The sequence below is a fragment of the Providencia sp. PROV223 genome (genome assembly GCF_028479245.1).
Lineage (GTDB): Bacteria > Pseudomonadota > Gammaproteobacteria > Enterobacterales > Enterobacteriaceae > Providencia > Providencia rettgeri.
In genome coordinates this window covers 68,896-85,494 of sequence record NZ_JAMPNG010000010.1, presented here as the reverse complement: position 1 = coordinate 85,494, position 16,599 = coordinate 68,896, and the positions used below count along the sequence as shown (strand labels likewise).

The following is a 16,599-nucleotide window of genomic DNA, read 5'->3' as shown; positions in this document are numbered from 1 at the left end:
TTTACTGAATCGATTTTTCTAGCAAATATATAAAAAAATTAAAATTTCTTATTGCCTCTTGATGAAGATCAAATGATTTGGACGCGGTAGGAATAGGATCTTATTTTATATTTATGCATCAGGTTACTTAAATAAGAATTTATTTCATTAGACTTAGTTTTGTTAACTTTTTAAATAGAAAAATACAAGCCAAAGGTGTGTGCCTCATTTGTACACAGGGCTTTGTGGTATCTATAACCTTAAGATAATAAAAAAAAATTGCCTAATGAATAGGTTCTAAGCCACCCATAATAATAGGAAAAAAGAATGATAGGAGATAACTCTATTATTTCTTCGCATGGCATTAACCGCCGTGATTTTATGAAGTTATGTACAGCACTGGCCGCGACAATGGGATTAAGCGGGAAGGCTGCAGCCCAAATAGCGGAATCTATTAGTGACCCAGCACGGCCACCGGTCATTTGGATTGGTGCCCAAGAGTGTACGGGATGTACAGAATCTTTGTTGTGTTCCACTCATCCTACGTTAGAAAATTTAATTCTCGATACCATTTCATTGGAATACCACGAGGTGTTGTCTGCTGCCTTTGGTGAGCAAGTTGAGCAAAACAAACATAACGCAATTGAAAAGTACAAAGGAAAATATGTTTTAGTTGTCGATGGTTCTATCCCACTAAAAGATAACGGTATTTATTGCATGGTAGCGGGTAAGCCGATTGTTGAGCATATTCGTGAAGTGGCTGAACACGCCGCAGCTGTGATTGCGATTGGTTCTTGCGCTTCGTGGGGCGGTGTTGCTGCAGCAGGCGATAACCCAACAGGAGCTGTGGGTTTAAACCAAGTGATTAAAGATAAAACAGTTATCAATATTCCAGGTTGCCCGCCTAATCCACATAATTTCCTTGCGACAGTCGCGCACTTAATTACGTTTAATCGCCCACCAAAATTGGATAGTAAAAATCGTCCAATGTTCGCGTACGGTCGTTTAATTCATGAACACTGTGAGCGTCGCCCTCATTTTGATGCGGGCCGCTTCGCAAAAGAGTTCGGTGATGATGGTCATCGTGAAGGTTGGTGTTTATACCATTTAGGCTGTAAGGGGCCTGAAACTTACGGGAACTGTTCCACATTACAATTCTGTGATGTTGGCGGTGTCTGGCCTGTGGCAATTGGTCACCCTTGTTATGGCTGTAATGAGGAAAATGTAGGCTTTCACAAAGCGATCCATCAGTTGGCGAGCGTGGAAAACCCAACACCACGGGTGGATAAACCGGATGTCAATAATCGTGAAGGTGGCCAAATTTCATCTACTGCTGTGGGATTAATCGGTGGTGTTGTCGGGTTAGTGGCTGGCGTCAGCGTGATGGCGGTACGTGAATTAGGCCGTCAAAAACGCCAACAAGATACTGACTCACGGGGAGAATAACCGTGAATAGACGAAATTTTCTGAAACTCTCCGCGGGGGGAGCATTACTTGCGGGAAGTTCACCCAGTTTGGCGGGGCCTGAAAACCGTCCGCCGATTCCCAATTCTTTGGGAATGCTATATGACTCGACCCTGTGTATTGGGTGTCAGGCATGCGTGACAAAATGCCAAGATATTAACCATCCGGAACGTAACCCGGTCGGGGAACAAACTTGGTCAAATAATGACAAACTAACCCCTTATACCAACAATATTATTCAGGTTTGGAGTAGCGGAACAGGCGTTAATAAAGACCAAGAAAAAGACGGTTACGCCTACATTAAAAAACAATGTATGCATTGTGTTGACCCTAACTGTGTGTCGGTTTGCCCTGTTCAAGCCCTGAAGAAAGACCCAAAAACTGGCATTGTTCATTACGATGCCAGCGTATGTACCGGCTGCCGTTATTGCATGGTGGCGTGTCCTTTTAATATTCCGAAATATGCCTACGATGACAAATTTGGCGCAATTCATAAATGCGAGTTATGTAACCAAAAAGGTGTCGAACGTTTAGATAAAGGCGGCTTACCCGGTTGTGTTGAAGTTTGTCCAACGGGCGCGGTGATTTTCGGAACGCGAGAAGAATTGCTCGCGGAAGCCAAAAAACGCTTAACACTCAAAGTGGGTGATGAGTACGGTTACCCACGACAAACCTTACATAGCAATGACCCGAATGTCATTAAAGTACCGAAATATGAGGCTCATGTTTATGGCGAGCTCGAAGGCGGTGGCACGCAAGTTATTGTTCTTTCAGGTGTACCCTATCAAAACCTTGGGCTGCCTGAGTTAGAACAGTTGTCCACAGGAGCCCGTTCTGAGTATGTGCAGCACACGCTTTATAAAGGCATGGTACTGCCATTGGCCGCGTTGGCTGGGTTGAGTTTCTTGGTGTATCGCAATACCAAGAATGACAAACACGAAGGAGATGACTCAAATGACGACGCATCATAAAGAACAGCCGCTAGGCGGGCGTTTAGTCAGTTGGCCAATCATGGTATTTGGGCCCTTAGTGCTGATTTGTGTCATCTTGATAGTTAAACGTTTAGTCTTCGGCCTAGGTTCAGTTTCTGACCTAAATGGTGGCTATCCTTGGGGAATTTGGATTGCTTTTGACTTACTGATTGGAACCGGTTTTGCTTGTGGTGGTTGGGCGCTGGCTTGGGCAGTATATGTATTTAACCGCGGTGAATATCATCCGTTAGTGCGTCCCGCACTATTAGCCAGTTTGTTCGGTTACTCTCTCGGTGGGTTGTCCATCACCATTGACGTAGGTCGCTACTGGAACTTGCCTTACTTTTACATTCCTGGTTTCTTTAACACCAATTCGGTGCTGTTTGAAACTGCGGTTTGTATGACGATTTATATTGGTGTGATGGCATTGGAATTTGCCCCCGCACTGTGTGAACGTTTTGGTTGGAAAGTTTCGTTAAAACGCTTAAATAAAGTGATGTTTTTCATTATTGCGCTAGGAGCGTTATTGCCGATGATGCACCAATCATCAATGGGTTCATTGATGATTTCGGCAGGATATAAAGTTCATCCTATTTGGCAAAGTTATGAAATGCTGCCATTACTCTCATTACTAACCGCATTCATTATGGGCTTTTCGATTGTCATTTTTGAAGGGTCATTACTCCAAGCCGCATTACGTGGGCAGGGCGCAGATGAACGACCACTGTTTGTTCGTATCACTCGTATCTTGCAGGTACTGTTAGTACTGTTTTTGGTCTGTCGTTTTGGGGAGCTGATTTATCGAGATAAATTGCACCATATCTTCAATACCGATTTCTACGCCATGATGTTCTGGATAGAAACCGCATTAATGGTTTTCCCATTGATTATTTTCCGCATGCCATCACTAAGAAATGATTCACGGTGGTTATATGCAAGCGGTTTAAGCATGTTGATTGGCGCTGCCATGTGGCGGATGAGCTATTCCCTCGTTGCATTCAACCCCGGAGGCGGATACGACTACTTCCCAACAACAGAAGAACTTTTAATTTCAATAGGTTTCGTGGCAATAGAGGTATGCGCTTATATCTTATTGATCCGCTTATTACCTGTTATTCCAGCATTGAAAAAAACAACGATGAGCCATTCAGAGGCCCGAGGTAAAGCATGAGCCAACGTATAACAATAGACCCAGTCACTCGTATCGAAGGTCACTTACGCATTGATTGTGAAATTGAAGATGGAAAAGTCACCAAGGCTTGGGCTTCAGGCACGATGTGGCGCGGTATGGAAGAGATAGTCAAAGGGAAAGACCCCCGTGATGCTTGGATGATTATGCAGCGTATCTGTGGGGTTTGTACTACAGTGCACGGTATTGTATCGGTACGCACCATTGAAAGTGCCTTAAATATTGATGTCCCTGTTAATGCGCAGTATATCCGTAATATGATTCTAGCCGCGCATACCATTCAAGACCATATTGTTCATTTCTATCAATTATCTGCGTTAGATTGGGTGGATATCACCTCTGCGCTGAATGCAGACCCCAATAAAGCGGCCGAAATCCTAAGAGGCGTTTCGACGTGGCCACTGAATAGCCCAGAAGAGTTCACACGAGTTCAAGACAAAATTAAAAAACTGGTTGCCAGTGGGCAATTGGGTATTTTTGCTAATGGGTATTGGGGGCACCCAGCGATGAAGCTGTCGCCTGAGGTAAACTTAATTGCCGTGGCCCACTATTTACAAGCCCTTGAATGTCAGCGAGATGCTAACCGTATTGTGGCATTATTAGGCGGGAAAACACCGCATATTCAAAACCTTGCAGTTGGTGGTGTGGCAAACCCTATTAACCTTGATGGTGTCGGGGTTCTGAACCTTGAACGTTTGATGTATGTGAAATCCTTTATTGACCGTTTAGGGGATTTTATTGAGCAAGTGTATAAGATTGACGCAGCAGTGATTGCCGCGGGCTACCCTGAATGGCTCGAAGTCGGTCAAGGCGCGAAACATTACATGTGCATGCCTGAAATGCCAATGGATGGTAAAAACGGGAGCTTCCTATTACCGGGCGGTTATCTTGAAAACAGCGATTTTAGTACTTATCGCCCCATTACTAGCCATACAGACGAGTATTTGATCAACGGTATCAAAGAAAGTAGCAAACATGCATGGTACAAAGAAAATGAACCTCAAGCACCGTGGGAAGGTACCACGAACCCAGATTACACCGGTTGGGATGATGACGGTAAATATTCATGGGTAAAAGCACCGACTTTCTATGATAAAACCGTCGAAGTGGGGCCATTAGCAGACTTACTGTGCAAACTAGCGGCAAAACATGAACCGACAGAAAAACACTTTAATGATGTGGTAAACCTGTATCAAACATTGACAGGTAACAGTATTAGTGTGGATCAACTGCATTCAACATTGGGGCGGATTATCGGACGTAGTGTTCGTTGCTGTGTATTGAATGAAACCTTGTCAATTCAATGGCAAGCGCTGGTGGACAACATCGCAAAAGGGGATCACACCACCTTTGTAAAACCAATTTTCCCAGAAAATGTCACTATTAAAGGTGTTGGTTTTGGTGAAGTACCTCGAGGTTTGTTATCCCACTGGGTGGTTATCAAAGACGGTAAAATTGAAAATTACCAAGCGGTAGTACCTTCTACTTGGAACTCCGGCCCTCGTAATTTCAATGATGAGCCGGGCCCTTATGAGCAAGCATTGGTAGGAACTCCCGTTGCTGACCCATCTAAACCCCTTGAGGTGGTGCGAACCATTCACTCATTTGACCCTTGTATGTCTTGTGCGGTGCACATTGTTGACCCTGAAGGTGGCGAAGTCACTAAGGTTAAGGTGCTGTAATGCGTATTTTAGTCTTAGGTGTTGGCAATATACTGCTCAGCGATGAAGGTATTGGGGTACGCATCGTTGAGGCTTTAGAACAGCGCTATCATCTACCTGAATGCGTAGAAGTACTTGATGGCGGAACGGCAGGAATGGAGCTAATTGGCCCAATGGCGGATAGAGACCATTTAATTATTGCTGACGTCGTGTTATCGAGCCAGCAGGCTGGCTCGATTTTAGTCTTGCGCGATGACGAAGTTCCTGCGTTATTTACGCGTAAAATCTCCCCGCATCAACTCGGTTTATCAGATGTGCTATCGGCTTTGCATTTAACCGATGAATTCCCACAGAAGCTAACATTAGTGGGTGTTGTGCCTGAATCCCTCGAACCGCATATTGGTTTGACAGCAACTGGGCAGGCCGCTTTAGAGCCTGCTTTACAAAAGGTCATTGAGGTTTTGCGAAGCGAAGGCTTGGAAATCATAGCAAAAGAAGAGAGTTTGCATGCCGGATGAAATCTTAGGTTATGACACTAACCCTCGGCCTCTGGTGGAGGCCGCATTTACGCGCGTTGCTGAACAATCAATGCATGATTTGTCATTTTTGCATCCAACGATGCCAGTGCATGCCAGTGAATTCTCACTGTTTGACGGGCAATGGGTGGGCGTGGTGATCACGCCATGGATGCTCAGTGCGATTATTCTACCGGGGCCTGAACAATATTGGCCTCACCGCGTGGTCGGTGACAAGGTTGGGTTAATTCTTCCCTATGGTGAAATGACGTATACCGTGGGTGAATTAGACGGTTTAACTCAATATGTTGCTTGCTCATTAATGTCACCATTAGAAAAGAAAATGACACCGGAACAAGGTATTCACCTAGTGGATGATTGCCAGCGAATATTGCTATCGCTCCCAGTGAGTGACCCAAATATTCCTCAAGCACCTGAACGCAGGGCATTGTTTACCCGTCACTTAAGGGGGCAGGATGCATGAGATTTCGTTATGCCAAAGTACGATAGAAATTATTGAACAGCAGGCGAAAAAAAATGCAGTTAGCCGAGTCACTGGTGTTTGGCTTGAAATTGGTGCGCTCTCTTGTGTTGAAGAGAGTGCATTTCGCTTCAGCTTTGATGTCGTTTGCCGTGGTACGGTTGCAGAAGGCTGCCAGCTCCACATCATTTACTCGCCCGCACAAGCATGGTGTTGGGATTGCAGTGAAACGGTGGAGGTAGACAGCCACCAATCGGTTTGTCCACGCTGTCAGGGGCTGAACCTGAAAGTTGAGAGTGGAGAGAGTTTGCGCATCAAAGAGTTGGAAGTGGAATAGCTTTTGGAACTGACTTTGAGGTGTATCAACCAGGCTCAATAGATTATGTATTAATCTAATTTAACAATTTAGCGGTTGGGAGTGAAACTTATGTGTAGTACTTGTGGATGTGCATCGGGAGAGCGAAAAATTGAGGGGGATGACCATCATCACGGTCACGATCATCATCATGGTCACGACCACCACCACGATCACGACCATCATGACCACCACCATGATCATGAATCTCACGGGCAAACAGTGATTATTCATCACCATTACTATCATCAAGGTGATGTGCATAACCATTATCACCAATATGAACCCGCACCTGCTGAAAATAAATCTAAAAAGCATAAACACAAACATAAGCATAAACATATTTATCAAACGGCAGAGGCGAGTTTTAAACCAGCTGGGGAACACCATGACCTTGATTATGGTTACGGTGAAGCGGGTACCCATGCTCCGGGGATCAGCCAAAAGCGCATGCTACAAATTGAGATGGATGTATTAGATAAAAATAACCATCTGGCAGAACATAACCGCGAGGATTTTAACCAGAAAAATATTTTGGCATTGAACCTCGTTTCTAGCCCGGGTTCTGGTAAAACGACCTTACTCACAGAAACCTTATTAAGACTACGTGACAAAATCAATTGTGCAGTGATTGAAGGTGACCAACAAACCACTAATGATGCACAACGGATCCGCGAAACGGGTGTGCCTGCGATTCAAGTGAATACAGGAAAAGGCTGTCACTTAGATGCACAAATGGTACACGATGCAACGGCACGTTTAGATTTATCAGATAACAGCCTGTTATTTATCGAAAATGTTGGGAACCTCGTGTGCCCTGCCAGTTTTGACTTAGGGGAGCGCCATAAAGTGGCGGTGCTGTCGGTCACGGAAGGGGAAGATAAACCTCTCAAATATCCACATATGTTTGCGGCAGCAGATATTATGTTATTGAATAAAATTGATTTATTGCCATACCTGAATTTTGATGTCGATGCGTGTATTGCCAATGCCAAACAGGTGAACCCCAATATCCAAGTTATTCAAGTGTCTGCGACATGTGGCGAAGGGATGGATGCATGGCTGGCATGGTTGGAGACACAGCTATGTGCTTAGGTATTCCTGGCAAGATAGTTGCAGTTGGTGAAGATATTCACCAACTCGCTCAAGTGGATGTTTGTGGTGTAAAACGCGATGTTAATATTGGCCTAATTTGTGAAGGCGACCCCACTGATTTATTAGGCCAATGGGTATTGGTGCACGTCGGGTTTGCCATGAGTATCATCAATGAAGAAGAAGCACAATCTACCTTGGATGCCTTAACCGCGATGAGTCAATTAGACCATGAAGTTGGTGATTTTAGCGGTTTAAATGCAGGAGCAACAGATGCAGTACGTCGATGAATTTCGCGACCCTGTTCTTGCAAAAGCGCTATTGGCGCATATTCATCAACGGGTGAATGAAATACCTCAAGCGAAACGACGTCCATTGCAGCTCATGGAAGTCTGTGGAGGCCATACCCACGCGATTTTTAAGTTTGGTATTGACCAGTTATTACCCGCTGAAATTGAATTTGTTCATGGGCCAGGTTGCCCTGTGTGCGTTTTACCAATGGGACGAATTGATGGCTGTATTGAAATTGCACAGCACCCAGAGGTTATCTTTTGTACTTATGGTGATGCAATGCGAGTGCCGGGCGAAAAGGGCTCTTTACTTGACGCCAAGCGTAATGGGGCGGATGTCCGCATCGTTTATTCACCGCTAGATGCTTTGGCATTAGCAGAGCAGCATCCCCATCGCCAAGTGGTTTTCTTTGGCTTAGGCTTTGAAACCACCATGCCGAGCACCGCAATCACCTTGCAGCAAGCAAAACGCCGCCAACTAGCCAATTTTAGTGTGTTCTGCCAGCATATTACGATTATTCCCACCTTGCGTAGCTTACTTGAACAACCGGATGTGCGTATTGACGGTTTTTTAGCGCCAGGGCACGTGAGCATGGTGATTGGCGCGCATCCCTACCAGTTTATTACCGAAGACTTCCATAAGCCTTTGGTTGTCACAGGGTTTGAACCCCTAGATATTTTGCAGTCATTAGCCATGTTAATTGACCAAATCGCCGATGGCCGTTGTGAGGTAGAAAACCAATATAAACGCATTGTGGCTAATGAAGGCAACCTGTTAGCACTTAAGGCGCTAGAGGAAGTTTTTGAACTCAAACAAACCAGTGAGTGGCGCGGATTGGGGGAAATTGCAGGTTCAGGGGTTCAATTAACCCAAGCTTATCAATTTTTTGATGCCGAGAGGCGTTTTCAGGTACAGCCCCATAAAGTGGCGGATGACCCGCAAGCGCGCTGTGGTGAGGTTTTAACAGGGCGCTGTAAGCCCAGCGAATGTACGTTATTTGGGCGTCGTTGTACGCCACAAACTGCTTTTGGTGCATTAATGGTTTCTTCTGAAGGTGCCTGTGCAGCTTATTATCAATATCGTCGGGAGGCATAAATGAGTCGTAATGCTAACAATGTAGTGACGATGGCTCACGGAAGTGGTGGGCAGGCGATGCAGCAATTAATTGAACAACTGTTCTTGCAGGCATTTGCTAACCAAGCGTTGAATGAGCGGGAAGACCAAGCTCGGCTAGCACTGGCGGAAATGACCGTATTAGGCGATCGTTTGGCATTCAGTACTGATAGCTATGTCGTCGACCCGATTTTCTTTCCCGGGGGCAATATTGGTAAATTAGCCGTTTGCGGCACAGTGAATGACGTTGCAGTCAGTGGTGCGATCCCCAAATACCTTTCTTGCGGTTTTATTTTGGAAGAAGGCTTTCCACTTTCTGAACTTACCTCAATTGTGGAATCCATGGCGGCAACGGCAGCGGCTGCGGGTGTGGATATTGTGACCGGCGATACCAAAGTCGTGCAGCGCGGGGCGGCAGACAAAATTTTTATCAATACGGCCGGTATTGGTGTGATCCCGAGCAATATCCAGTGGGGAGCTCAGCATATTCAAGCGGGGGATAAAGTGATTGTTAGTGGTACGTTGGGTGACCATGGTGCCACTATCTTAAACCTACGCGAACAACTTGGGTTAGAAGCGGAGCTTTGCAGTGATTGTGCAGTATTAACGCCATTGATAGCACCGCTACGTGAAATTGACGGCGTTCGGGCATTACGAGACGCAACTCGTGGTGGTGTAACGGCAATCCTACATGAATTTGCCCAAGCTAGCGGCTGTGGAATTGCTGTTAATGAAGGCGATTTACCTGTCTCTTCTGTGGTTAGGGGGGTGTGTGAGCTATTGGGCTTAGAGCCGTTAAACTTTGCGAATGAAGGCAAATTAGTGATTGTGGTGAAACCTGAAGCGGAAAGTGCGGTGATTGCTGCACTACACCAACACCCATTAGGGAAAGATGCAGCCACGATTGGTTGTGTGACTGAGCAAAAACAAGTCAAATTGGTTGGGATCTTCGGTACATCAAGGTTATTAGATTTACCCCACAGTGAGCCTTTACCCCGTATTTGTTAATTGAAAATGCCCTATAGATAAAACCTATAGGGCGTTCAAATCTATTAACGTCTTAACATACCTTTATCGATAATAAACTCGATAATGGTTTCTAAGCCGACTTTTTTCTTTAAGTTAGTAAACACATAGGGCTTTACTGGGCGCATTCTTGCGGTATCGGCTTCCATCACTTCTAATGAGGCGCCGACATAGGGTGCAAGGTCAATTTTGTTAATCACCAATAAATCGGAATGAGTGATCCCCGGGCCGCCTTTACGTGGGATTTTTTCGCCTTCAGCAACATCGATAACATAAATAGTTAAGTCTGCCAGCTCTGGACTAAACGTCGCGCTGAGGTTATCGCCGCCGCTTTCCACAAACACGATATCAAGGTTTTTATGGCGCATGGCTAACTCTTCAACTGCCGCTAAATTCATTGATGCATCTTCACGAATAGCGGTATGAGGGCAGCCACCAGTTTCAACACCAATAATGCGATCTGCATCTAATGCTTCGGCACGGGTTAAAATTTTGGCATCTTCTTGGGTGTAAATATCATTAGTGACAACGGCAATTTGGTAAGTGTCGCGCATGGCTTTACATAACACTTCTAATAATGCGGTTTTTCCTGAGCCGACTGGCCCACCGACACCAATTCTTAAGGGTTGATTATATTCTTGCATAGCATTTTTCTCATGAACGAAAAAGTCGTGTGTATTGGGTTTCATGCCGACTACTGGCAATAATTTGTGCAGGTGTAAAACTGCCAATATCGTCTATTGGCCAGATTGCCGATTGCGTAACCACTTCGGGTATGCGCTCAGCAAGGGTAAATAAAATATTTTGCCCTGCGCTTTGCCCTAAAGGGATAAGCTTAACACCGGACATCACCGTGTTTTCTAGCCAACCCCATGCATACGCGGTGCACAATTTTTCAACGTCAATCTGCCAATTTACTGCGGCGAGAGCGAAAGCCATTAGCTGGGTTTGTTTCACGCAGGTTTGCAGGTTAGCATCCAGTTCAATACCTAGCTGAGGAAGTAGTCGGGCAAAAGCAATTCCTCGTTGCCGTTCTTCTTGACGCAATTCTTTGGTTTCACGGCTGGCTATCATAAATTCACACCAATATTTCACCGCTTCAATATCACCAAGGGAAAGGGAAGTATGAATTTGCCGTAAAACAGGGAGTTCCAATGTCGCAATCGCATGGGTCATTTGTGCGGTTAGCCAGCCAGCAAGGGTATCAGGTGTCGTTACCCAGCCTTTTTCAATCGCCCATTCTAGGCCTTGTGAATAGGTAAATGACCCAACAGGTAAAGAAGGGCTAACTAACTGGTATAAGCGTAGATCTGCTAACATAGGCAAACTCCCTGAACCCGATTAGTGGTGGTGATCATCGTGGCCGTGATGGTGGTGATGACCACCTGATGAGCCGCCATAGGCCCCTGGTTCTGGTTGGTATTTTTCTAAACCAACACTGACGGTAGCGCCTAATCCACGGGCCATATCATCTAGCACATGGTCATGAAAATAACGGCACCAGCCCGCTTCAATTTGCAATGGAACATGGCGGTTACCTAAGTGATAGCAAACGCGAGCAAGCAACAGAGCGTCATCACTGTAAACCGTAGAAACTTGCTCTTTCGCGGCTTCGATGGTGACTAACTCGCCGTCTTCAGTGGATAAAACATCGCCTTCCTTCAGGATGGTTCCGCGCGGCAAAAATAGCCCCGCTTCTTGCCCATCGCTTAAAGTGACTTTTAAACGGCTTTTGGTGCGCTCATCCATGGTTAAGCACAGGGTTAACGCGGTTGGTGAATGCGGTTGTGGAGCAACCACTTTAATAAATTTTTTCATTCTCAGGCTCTTTTAATTAGGGGTCAGAATAAAAAGTAACGTTGTGCCATCGGTAACTCAGTCGCTGGTTCACACACTAGTGGGATGCCATCGGCTTTGACAATATAAGTTTGTGGGTCAAGTTCGATGTGCGGCACATAACTGTTGTGAACCATTGAGGTTTTGCTAATGTTTCGACAGCCTTCAACCCGGCCAATTTTGCTCTGTAGGCCTAATTTTTCAGGAACACCTGCTTCAATACCGGCTTTTGACATAAAAATCATCGAGGTATGGTATTTTGCTTTACCTAACGCCCCAAACATCGGGCGGTAATGTACTGGCTGTGGCGTCGGGATTGCCGCGTTAATATCGCCCATTGGCGCATAGGCGACCATTCCCCCTTTCATGATAAGGGCAGGTTTGATACCAAAAAATGCAGGGTCCCATAACACGATATCAGCTAATTTGCCGATTTCTACCGAACCGACTTCATGGGCGATACCGTGGGCGATAGCGGGGTTAATGGTATATTTCGCCACATAGCGTTTGATACGGTTATTGTCGCTATCGAGAGTGTCGCCTTCTAACGTCCCACGCTGTAATTTCATTTTATGAGCGCATTGCCAAGTACGAGTAATCACTTCGCCAACGCGTCCCATGGCTTGTGAGTCTGAAGACATCACAGAAATTGCACCCATATCGTGTAAAATATCCTCCGCAGCAATGGTTTCACGGCGAATTCGAGACTCAGCAAAAGCCACATCTTCTGGAATCGATGGGTCTAAGTGGTGGCATACCATTAACATATCCAAATGCTCATCAACGGTATTGATGGTGTATGGCATCGTTGGGTTGGTCGATGCAGGCAGGATATTCGGTTCCCCAACAGATTTGATGACGTCAGGGGCATGGCCACCGCCAGCACCTTCAGTATGGAATACGTGGATCACTCGCCCTGCAATAGCTTTCACGGTTTCTTCATAAAAACCACCTTCATTTAGCGTATCTGAATGGATAGCCACTTGCACATCCATTTCATCGGCCACATTCAAGCAGTTGTGAATAGCCATTGGGGTAGCGCCCCAGTCTTCGTGAATTTTTAAGCCTATTGCGCCCGCTTCGATCTGTTCGCGAATCGCTTCGGGCTGACTGACACAGCCTTTACCAAATAGCCCGACGTTGATCGGCAGTTCATCAACGGCTTCTAACATGCGGTACATATTCCAAATACCGGGGGTGACGGTCGTGGCATTAGTACCCGCCACAGGGCCAGTTCCACCGCCTATAAAGGTGGTAACACCGGAAACCAGACCTTCTTCTGCCTGTTGTGGGCAAATAAAATGAATGTGAGTATCAACGCCACCCGCGGTGATAATTTTACCTTCACCAGCAACCACTTCTGTGCCGGGGCCGATAACGATATCAACATTGGGTTGAACATCGGGGTTGCCTGCTTTACCAATCCCCGCAATACGGCCGTTTTTAATTCCGATATCCGCTTTAACAATGCCCCAGTGGTCTAAAATAATGGCATTAGTGATTAACACATCGACACACTGGTCACTGGTGACTTGGCTTTGCCCCATGCCGTCACGAATAACTTTACCGCCACCAAATTTGACCTCTTCACCATAGGTGGTGAAATCTTTTTCGATCTCTAGAAATAATTCTGTATCAGCTAAGCGCAAGCGGTCACCGGTTGTGGGACCAAACATATCCGCATACGCTTGACGAGAGATTGTTTTCATTATTAATTCTCACTCTCTAACTTGCCCATGACTTTGCCATGGAAACCATAAATTTCTCGTTTGCCACTAAAAGCGACGAGCTCAACAGTACGACTTTGTCCAGGTTCAAAACGCACCGCCATACCCGCTGGGATATTCAAACGAAAACCCAGTGTGCCTACGCGCTCAAATTTTAGGGCGTCGTTGACTTCATAAAAATGATAGTGAGAGCCAATTTGAATCGGGCGGTCACCATGGTTGGCAACTTGTATTGTTTGGGTTTCTCGACCTGCATTGAGTTCGATATCGCCTAAAGCGTGGTTGACTTTAATTTCACCGGGGATCATGTTGTTACCTATACAATCGGGTCGTGAATAGAAACCAGTTTTGTGCCATCAGGAAATGTACATTCCACTTGAATGTCTTTGATCATTTCTGGCACGCCTTCCATTACCTGCTCTGCGGTTAACACGGTTCGGCCTTCGCTCATTAATTGGGCAACCGTCTTGCCATCACGGGCGCCTTCCATAATCGCACAACTGATCAATGCGACCGCCTCAGGGTAATTGAGCTTTAATCCACGGGCTAAACGCCTTTCAGCAACGAGGCCTGCCGTAAAAAGCAATAATTTATCTTTTTCTCTGGGGGTTAATTCCATTTTTTGCTCCTAAAAAACGTTTAAGTTGCCCAAATACGCGGCGGATCAGGGTAATAACCTAACCAGTATTGTCTTGTTGCCTGCCAAATATGGGCGAAGCAAGCCATCATGGGCTCGGTTTGAGAACCTAATAACCGCAATACTAAAATACCGTCTACATCAGTCAGTCCATACTCAAGCGGCCTCACTTCCGTAGAGAAAAACACGGCCAAACTCTCGTGAAGTTCAGCTTTTAATTCATCGCTGGCGGGGTAGATATACAAGGAACCTACCATAGGAAATTCACGCATGACGGCTGACTGTTTTTGTGAACCCTCGATAAATATGGATTCTGCCAAGGTGAGTTTGTCATCAATATAAAACTGCAAGCGGCCCCGAATATCACCGTTGTCGAATTGCTCGTTTAATACGGGTCGGCCTAAACATTGGATTTCCCAGCCGATAAATTTTGATGAACTTGCGATTCGAACATGAGTCTCTAAGCGAACTTGAGCCTCAGGGAAAAAAATATTTTCTTGAGGTAACCATTCTAAGAACCCATTGGGCGCGACGGTTAAGCTTTGTAGTTGTCGTGCAACGCCGCCCGCACTACGATAAAATTTTGTTGCACCAGGCGTGGTTAATAACGCATGGGCATGTGGTTGAACATCAATATTGATAAGGAGTTTATCCCCCCCGACAACGCCACCGGGTGGATGAAGTAAATACGTGTGTGCAATTCCTTGCTCGGGGTAGAATGGCCGCTGAACCATTAAAGGGCCGATATGTTGTTTGTCCGTTAAGCGGGTGACGCCACGTTTTAGTTCATATCGTAAAAAAATTTCAGCTAACCAGCCTGATCCTGAAAAATCAGACATACTTTCTCCTGCAACTCAGTCAACTAAAAATACGCGAACATGTTTAGCTATACCCCAGCAAAAATTGGGTATTTATGATGTAAAAGCTAATGCAAGTAGGGTAGGGTGTGAGTGAATACCAAAATCATTATTATTATGCAGTGTTGTTGGCTGCATGTGTCTGCCGCGCGATTCTACACCTTATATCGAAAATTGCCTTTCAATTAAACAGCATTTTATTTAGAAAATATAACAACCATCAAAATAACAGTAAAAAATGAGCGTATATCTATATTGCGATTTCAGCGTAACGGGACTATATTCTCATCCGCACTGATATGGGGTTGATATGCTTTTGCTACGTGGCTTTATATCTATTCAACAATCCCTTTTCTTGGGAAGTCATTCTGACATTAACTGCAGTTTATAGAGATTATGGAATATAAATTCTTTCTTTCGGAAAGCCAAATGGTGTTAAAAGCGTTTTATATTGAAAACGCGATGATAGCCATGTTAACTGGCGCGAAAGGAAATGTCGTGATCAACGGTCAATCCATTGAAATTGAAACCGATGTCACCTTAATTATTCCTAAATATAGCCAAGTTTCTTGCAATATTGTGTGTAACACCGTGAATCAGCCGCTTGAATTACACACCTTGTCGATGTCAGAAGAAGAATTACAATCGGTATTTTTATTACTAAAAACATTGATGAAGTCGGGTGCGCCACTGACTAGCCACCAACCCATTTACCATGTTTCTCCCCCTGAAACGGTGAGAGATAACTTTAGTTTATTAAAACAATGCTTACCATTAAAAAAACAGAGTAAATCCCAAGAAGCATTGTTAATGAAACAGAGCCTATATTTTATTTTAATGGCGGTATATCAAGAGGGTATCGATATTCTTAACCTGTTTCGTTTTAATTATGATGAACCGAAAAACCAAGCAATTACCCATTTGATAACCCAAGAACCGCAAAAAAAATGGCATTTAGACGATGTCGCGAAAGCGTTATTTACGACACCTTCAACTTTGCGTCGCCATTTGAACCGTGAAGGGGTGTCATTTCGTCAATTACTGCTAGATGTTCGAATGGGAATGGCGTTGAATTATTTAACATTTTCGAATTATTCTGTTTTTCAAATTAGTCATCGTTGCGGTTTTGGCAGTAATGCCTATTTTTGCGATGTCTTTAAGCGAAAATACAATATGACGCCTTCTCAATTTCGGTTGCAATCAAGGCAGTCGAACGACCCGAATTTTATTACCAATTTGTCCTTGCACTCTAACCCAATTGAATTTGACAAAGAAATTGATGAGTAGTTGTTAAGGTAAGTCAAATAACGGCTTAATTTTGACGGTTTCTCGAATAAATTCGCTGTTCTATTGATGTAGCGCCTAGCAATCAGGGCGTTAAATTTAATATAACTCATATTGGTTA

Annotated in this window: 19 protein-coding genes; 12 read left to right on the top strand and 7 right to left on the bottom strand. The window is 44.9% G+C overall.

Annotated features, from left to right (window positions below):
- Positions 1-306 precede the first annotated feature (306 nt).
- The 11 genes from hybO to hypE all read left to right on the top strand — a co-directional run bounded on the left by hybO (position 307) and on the right by hypE (position 10,119).
- On the top strand, positions 307-1,425 hold the full coding sequence (hybO, locus tag PR767_RS12705) for a hydrogenase 2 small subunit (RefSeq protein ID WP_004908437.1): 1,119 nt from the start codon (positions 307-309) through the stop codon (positions 1,423-1,425).
- A 2-nt stretch (positions 1,426-1,427) separates the two neighbouring features.
- A complete protein-coding gene (gene hybA / locus PR767_RS12700; protein ID WP_110731714.1) occupies positions 1,428-2,414 on the top strand; it encodes a hydrogenase 2 operon protein HybA in 987 nt (328 codons plus the stop codon).
- Positions 2,398-3,585 carry a Ni/Fe-hydrogenase cytochrome b subunit gene (gene hybB, locus PR767_RS12695; protein ID WP_109911742.1) on the top strand — a complete coding sequence of 396 codons (1,188 nt, stop codon included), beginning with the start codon at positions 2,398-2,400 and terminating at the stop codon, positions 3,583-3,585. The genes hybA and hybB overlap by 17 nt, the downstream gene beginning before the upstream one ends.
- Entirely contained in the window at positions 3,582-5,285 is a 1,704-nt protein-coding gene (hybC, locus tag PR767_RS12690) for a hydrogenase 2 large subunit (RefSeq protein WP_109911743.1), read from the top strand. The genes hybB and hybC overlap by 4 nt, the downstream gene beginning before the upstream one ends.
- Positions 5,285-5,782, top strand: a complete 498-nt coding sequence (locus PR767_RS12685; RefSeq protein WP_004908450.1) for a HyaD/HybD family hydrogenase maturation endopeptidase — start codon at positions 5,285-5,287, stop codon at positions 5,780-5,782. The genes hybC and PR767_RS12685 overlap by 1 nt, the downstream gene beginning before the upstream one ends.
- Positions 5,772-6,263 (top strand): hydrogenase-2 assembly chaperone, encoded by a 492-nt coding sequence (hybE, locus tag PR767_RS12680; RefSeq protein ID WP_004908451.1) that lies wholly within the window; start codon positions 5,772-5,774, stop codon positions 6,261-6,263. Before PR767_RS12685 ends, hybE begins: the two co-directional genes overlap by 11 nt.
- Positions 6,256-6,597 (top strand): hydrogenase maturation nickel metallochaperone HypA, encoded by a 342-nt coding sequence (hypA, locus tag PR767_RS12675; RefSeq protein ID WP_004908455.1) that lies wholly within the window; start codon positions 6,256-6,258, stop codon positions 6,595-6,597. The genes hybE and hypA overlap by 8 nt, the downstream gene beginning before the upstream one ends.
- Before the next feature lie 90 nt (positions 6,598-6,687).
- On the top strand, positions 6,688-7,710 hold the full coding sequence (hypB, locus tag PR767_RS12670) for a hydrogenase nickel incorporation protein HypB (protein WP_267747789.1): 1,023 nt from the start codon (positions 6,688-6,690) through the stop codon (positions 7,708-7,710).
- Positions 7,701-7,997: a hydrogenase maturation factor HybG gene (gene hybG, locus PR767_RS12665; protein WP_109911746.1), complete on the top strand. Its 297-nt coding sequence runs from the start codon at positions 7,701-7,703 to the stop codon at positions 7,995-7,997. The genes hypB and hybG overlap by 10 nt, the downstream gene beginning before the upstream one ends.
- Positions 7,981-9,093 carry a hydrogenase formation protein HypD gene (hypD, locus tag PR767_RS12660; RefSeq protein WP_004908463.1) on the top strand — a complete coding sequence of 371 codons (1,113 nt, stop codon included), beginning with the start codon at positions 7,981-7,983 and terminating at the stop codon, positions 9,091-9,093. The genes hybG and hypD overlap by 17 nt, the downstream gene beginning before the upstream one ends.
- Complete coding sequence (gene hypE, locus PR767_RS12655; protein ID WP_071524532.1) at positions 9,094-10,119, top strand: hydrogenase expression/formation protein HypE; 1,026 nt, start codon at positions 9,094-9,096, stop codon at positions 10,117-10,119. It begins immediately after the preceding gene.
- 44 nt (positions 10,120-10,163) lie between these two features.
- Here hypE and ureG read toward each other — a convergent pair whose 3' ends face one another.
- From ureG to PR767_RS12620, 7 genes are read right to left on the bottom strand one after another with little or no spacing between them, the layout of a single operon-like run.
- On the bottom strand, positions 10,164-10,781 hold the full coding sequence (gene ureG, locus PR767_RS12650) for an urease accessory protein UreG (protein ID WP_004908472.1): 618 nt from the start codon (positions 10,779-10,781) through the stop codon (positions 10,164-10,166).
- Between the two features lie 10 nt (positions 10,782-10,791).
- Positions 10,792-11,457 (bottom strand): urease accessory protein UreF, encoded by a 666-nt coding sequence (locus tag PR767_RS12645; protein ID WP_109911747.1) that lies wholly within the window; start codon positions 11,455-11,457, stop codon positions 10,792-10,794.
- A gap of 21 nt (positions 11,458-11,478) precedes the next feature.
- The gene (gene ureE / locus PR767_RS12640) at positions 11,479-11,955 is read right to left on the bottom strand and encodes an urease accessory protein UreE (protein WP_109911748.1); all 477 of its coding nucleotides are present in this window, start codon (positions 11,953-11,955) and stop codon (positions 11,479-11,481) included.
- 23 nt (positions 11,956-11,978) lie between these two features.
- Positions 11,979-13,682: an urease subunit alpha gene (gene ureC, locus PR767_RS12635; protein ID WP_117162539.1), complete on the bottom strand. Its 1,704-nt coding sequence runs from the start codon at positions 13,680-13,682 to the stop codon at positions 11,979-11,981.
- A 2-nt stretch (positions 13,683-13,684) separates the two neighbouring features.
- Positions 13,685-14,008, bottom strand: a complete 324-nt coding sequence (locus tag PR767_RS12630) for an urease subunit beta (protein WP_004908481.1) — start codon at positions 14,006-14,008, stop codon at positions 13,685-13,687.
- Positions 14,009-14,016: 8 nt separating this feature from the next.
- On the bottom strand, positions 14,017-14,319 hold the full coding sequence (locus PR767_RS12625; RefSeq protein ID WP_004908484.1) for an urease subunit gamma: 303 nt from the start codon (positions 14,317-14,319) through the stop codon (positions 14,017-14,019).
- Between the two features lie 20 nt (positions 14,320-14,339).
- Complete coding sequence (locus PR767_RS12620; RefSeq protein WP_117162538.1) at positions 14,340-15,176, bottom strand: urease accessory protein UreD; 837 nt, start codon at positions 15,174-15,176, stop codon at positions 14,340-14,342.
- Positions 15,177-15,623: 447 nt separating this feature from the next.
- Between PR767_RS12620 and PR767_RS12615 the strand changes: the two genes are divergently transcribed.
- Entirely contained in the window at positions 15,624-16,481 is an 858-nt protein-coding gene (locus tag PR767_RS12615; protein ID WP_272520407.1) for an AraC family transcriptional regulator, read from the top strand.
- Positions 16,482-16,599: the final 118 nt, after the last annotated feature.

Excerpts from the sequence above, each read along its gene's own strand:
- hybO (WP_004908437.1), top strand. The coding sequence starts at position 307 with ATGATAGGAGATAACTCTATTATTTCTTCGCATGGCATTAACCGCCGT.
- hybB (WP_109911742.1), top strand. The coding sequence starts at position 2,398 with ATGACGACGCATCATAAAGAACAGCCGCTAGGCGGGCGTTTAGTCAGT.
- hybC (WP_109911743.1), top strand. The coding sequence starts at position 3,582 with ATGAGCCAACGTATAACAATAGACCCAGTCACTCGTATCGAAGGTCAC.
- PR767_RS12685 (WP_004908450.1), top strand. The coding sequence starts at position 5,285 with ATGCGTATTTTAGTCTTAGGTGTTGGCAATATACTGCTCAGCGATGAA.
- hybE (WP_004908451.1), top strand. The coding sequence starts at position 5,772 with ATGCCGGATGAAATCTTAGGTTATGACACTAACCCTCGGCCTCTGGTG.
- hypA (WP_004908455.1), top strand. The coding sequence starts at position 6,256 with ATGCATGAGATTTCGTTATGCCAAAGTACGATAGAAATTATTGAACAG.
- hypB (WP_267747789.1), top strand. The coding sequence starts at position 6,688 with ATGTGTAGTACTTGTGGATGTGCATCGGGAGAGCGAAAAATTGAGGGG.
- hybG (WP_109911746.1), top strand. The coding sequence starts at position 7,701 with ATGTGCTTAGGTATTCCTGGCAAGATAGTTGCAGTTGGTGAAGATATT.
- hypD (WP_004908463.1), top strand. The coding sequence starts at position 7,981 with ATGCAGTACGTCGATGAATTTCGCGACCCTGTTCTTGCAAAAGCGCTA.
- hypE (WP_071524532.1), top strand. The coding sequence starts at position 9,094 with ATGAGTCGTAATGCTAACAATGTAGTGACGATGGCTCACGGAAGTGGT.
- ureG (WP_004908472.1), bottom strand. The coding sequence starts at position 10,781 with ATGCAAGAATATAATCAACCCTTAAGAATTGGTGTCGGTGGGCCAGTC.
- PR767_RS12645 (WP_109911747.1), bottom strand. The coding sequence starts at position 11,457 with ATGTTAGCAGATCTACGCTTATACCAGTTAGTTAGCCCTTCTTTACCT.
- ureE (WP_109911748.1), bottom strand. The coding sequence starts at position 11,955 with ATGAAAAAATTTATTAAAGTGGTTGCTCCACAACCGCATTCACCAACC.
- ureC (WP_117162539.1), bottom strand. The coding sequence starts at position 13,682 with ATGAAAACAATCTCTCGTCAAGCGTATGCGGATATGTTTGGTCCCACA.
- PR767_RS12630 (WP_004908481.1), bottom strand. The coding sequence starts at position 14,008 with ATGATCCCCGGTGAAATTAAAGTCAACCACGCTTTAGGCGATATCGAA.
- PR767_RS12625 (WP_004908484.1), bottom strand. The coding sequence starts at position 14,319 with ATGGAATTAACCCCCAGAGAAAAAGATAAATTATTGCTTTTTACGGCA.
- PR767_RS12620 (WP_117162538.1), bottom strand. The coding sequence starts at position 15,176 with ATGTCTGATTTTTCAGGATCAGGCTGGTTAGCTGAAATTTTTTTACGA.
- PR767_RS12615 (WP_272520407.1), top strand. The coding sequence starts at position 15,624 with ATGGTGTTAAAAGCGTTTTATATTGAAAACGCGATGATAGCCATGTTA.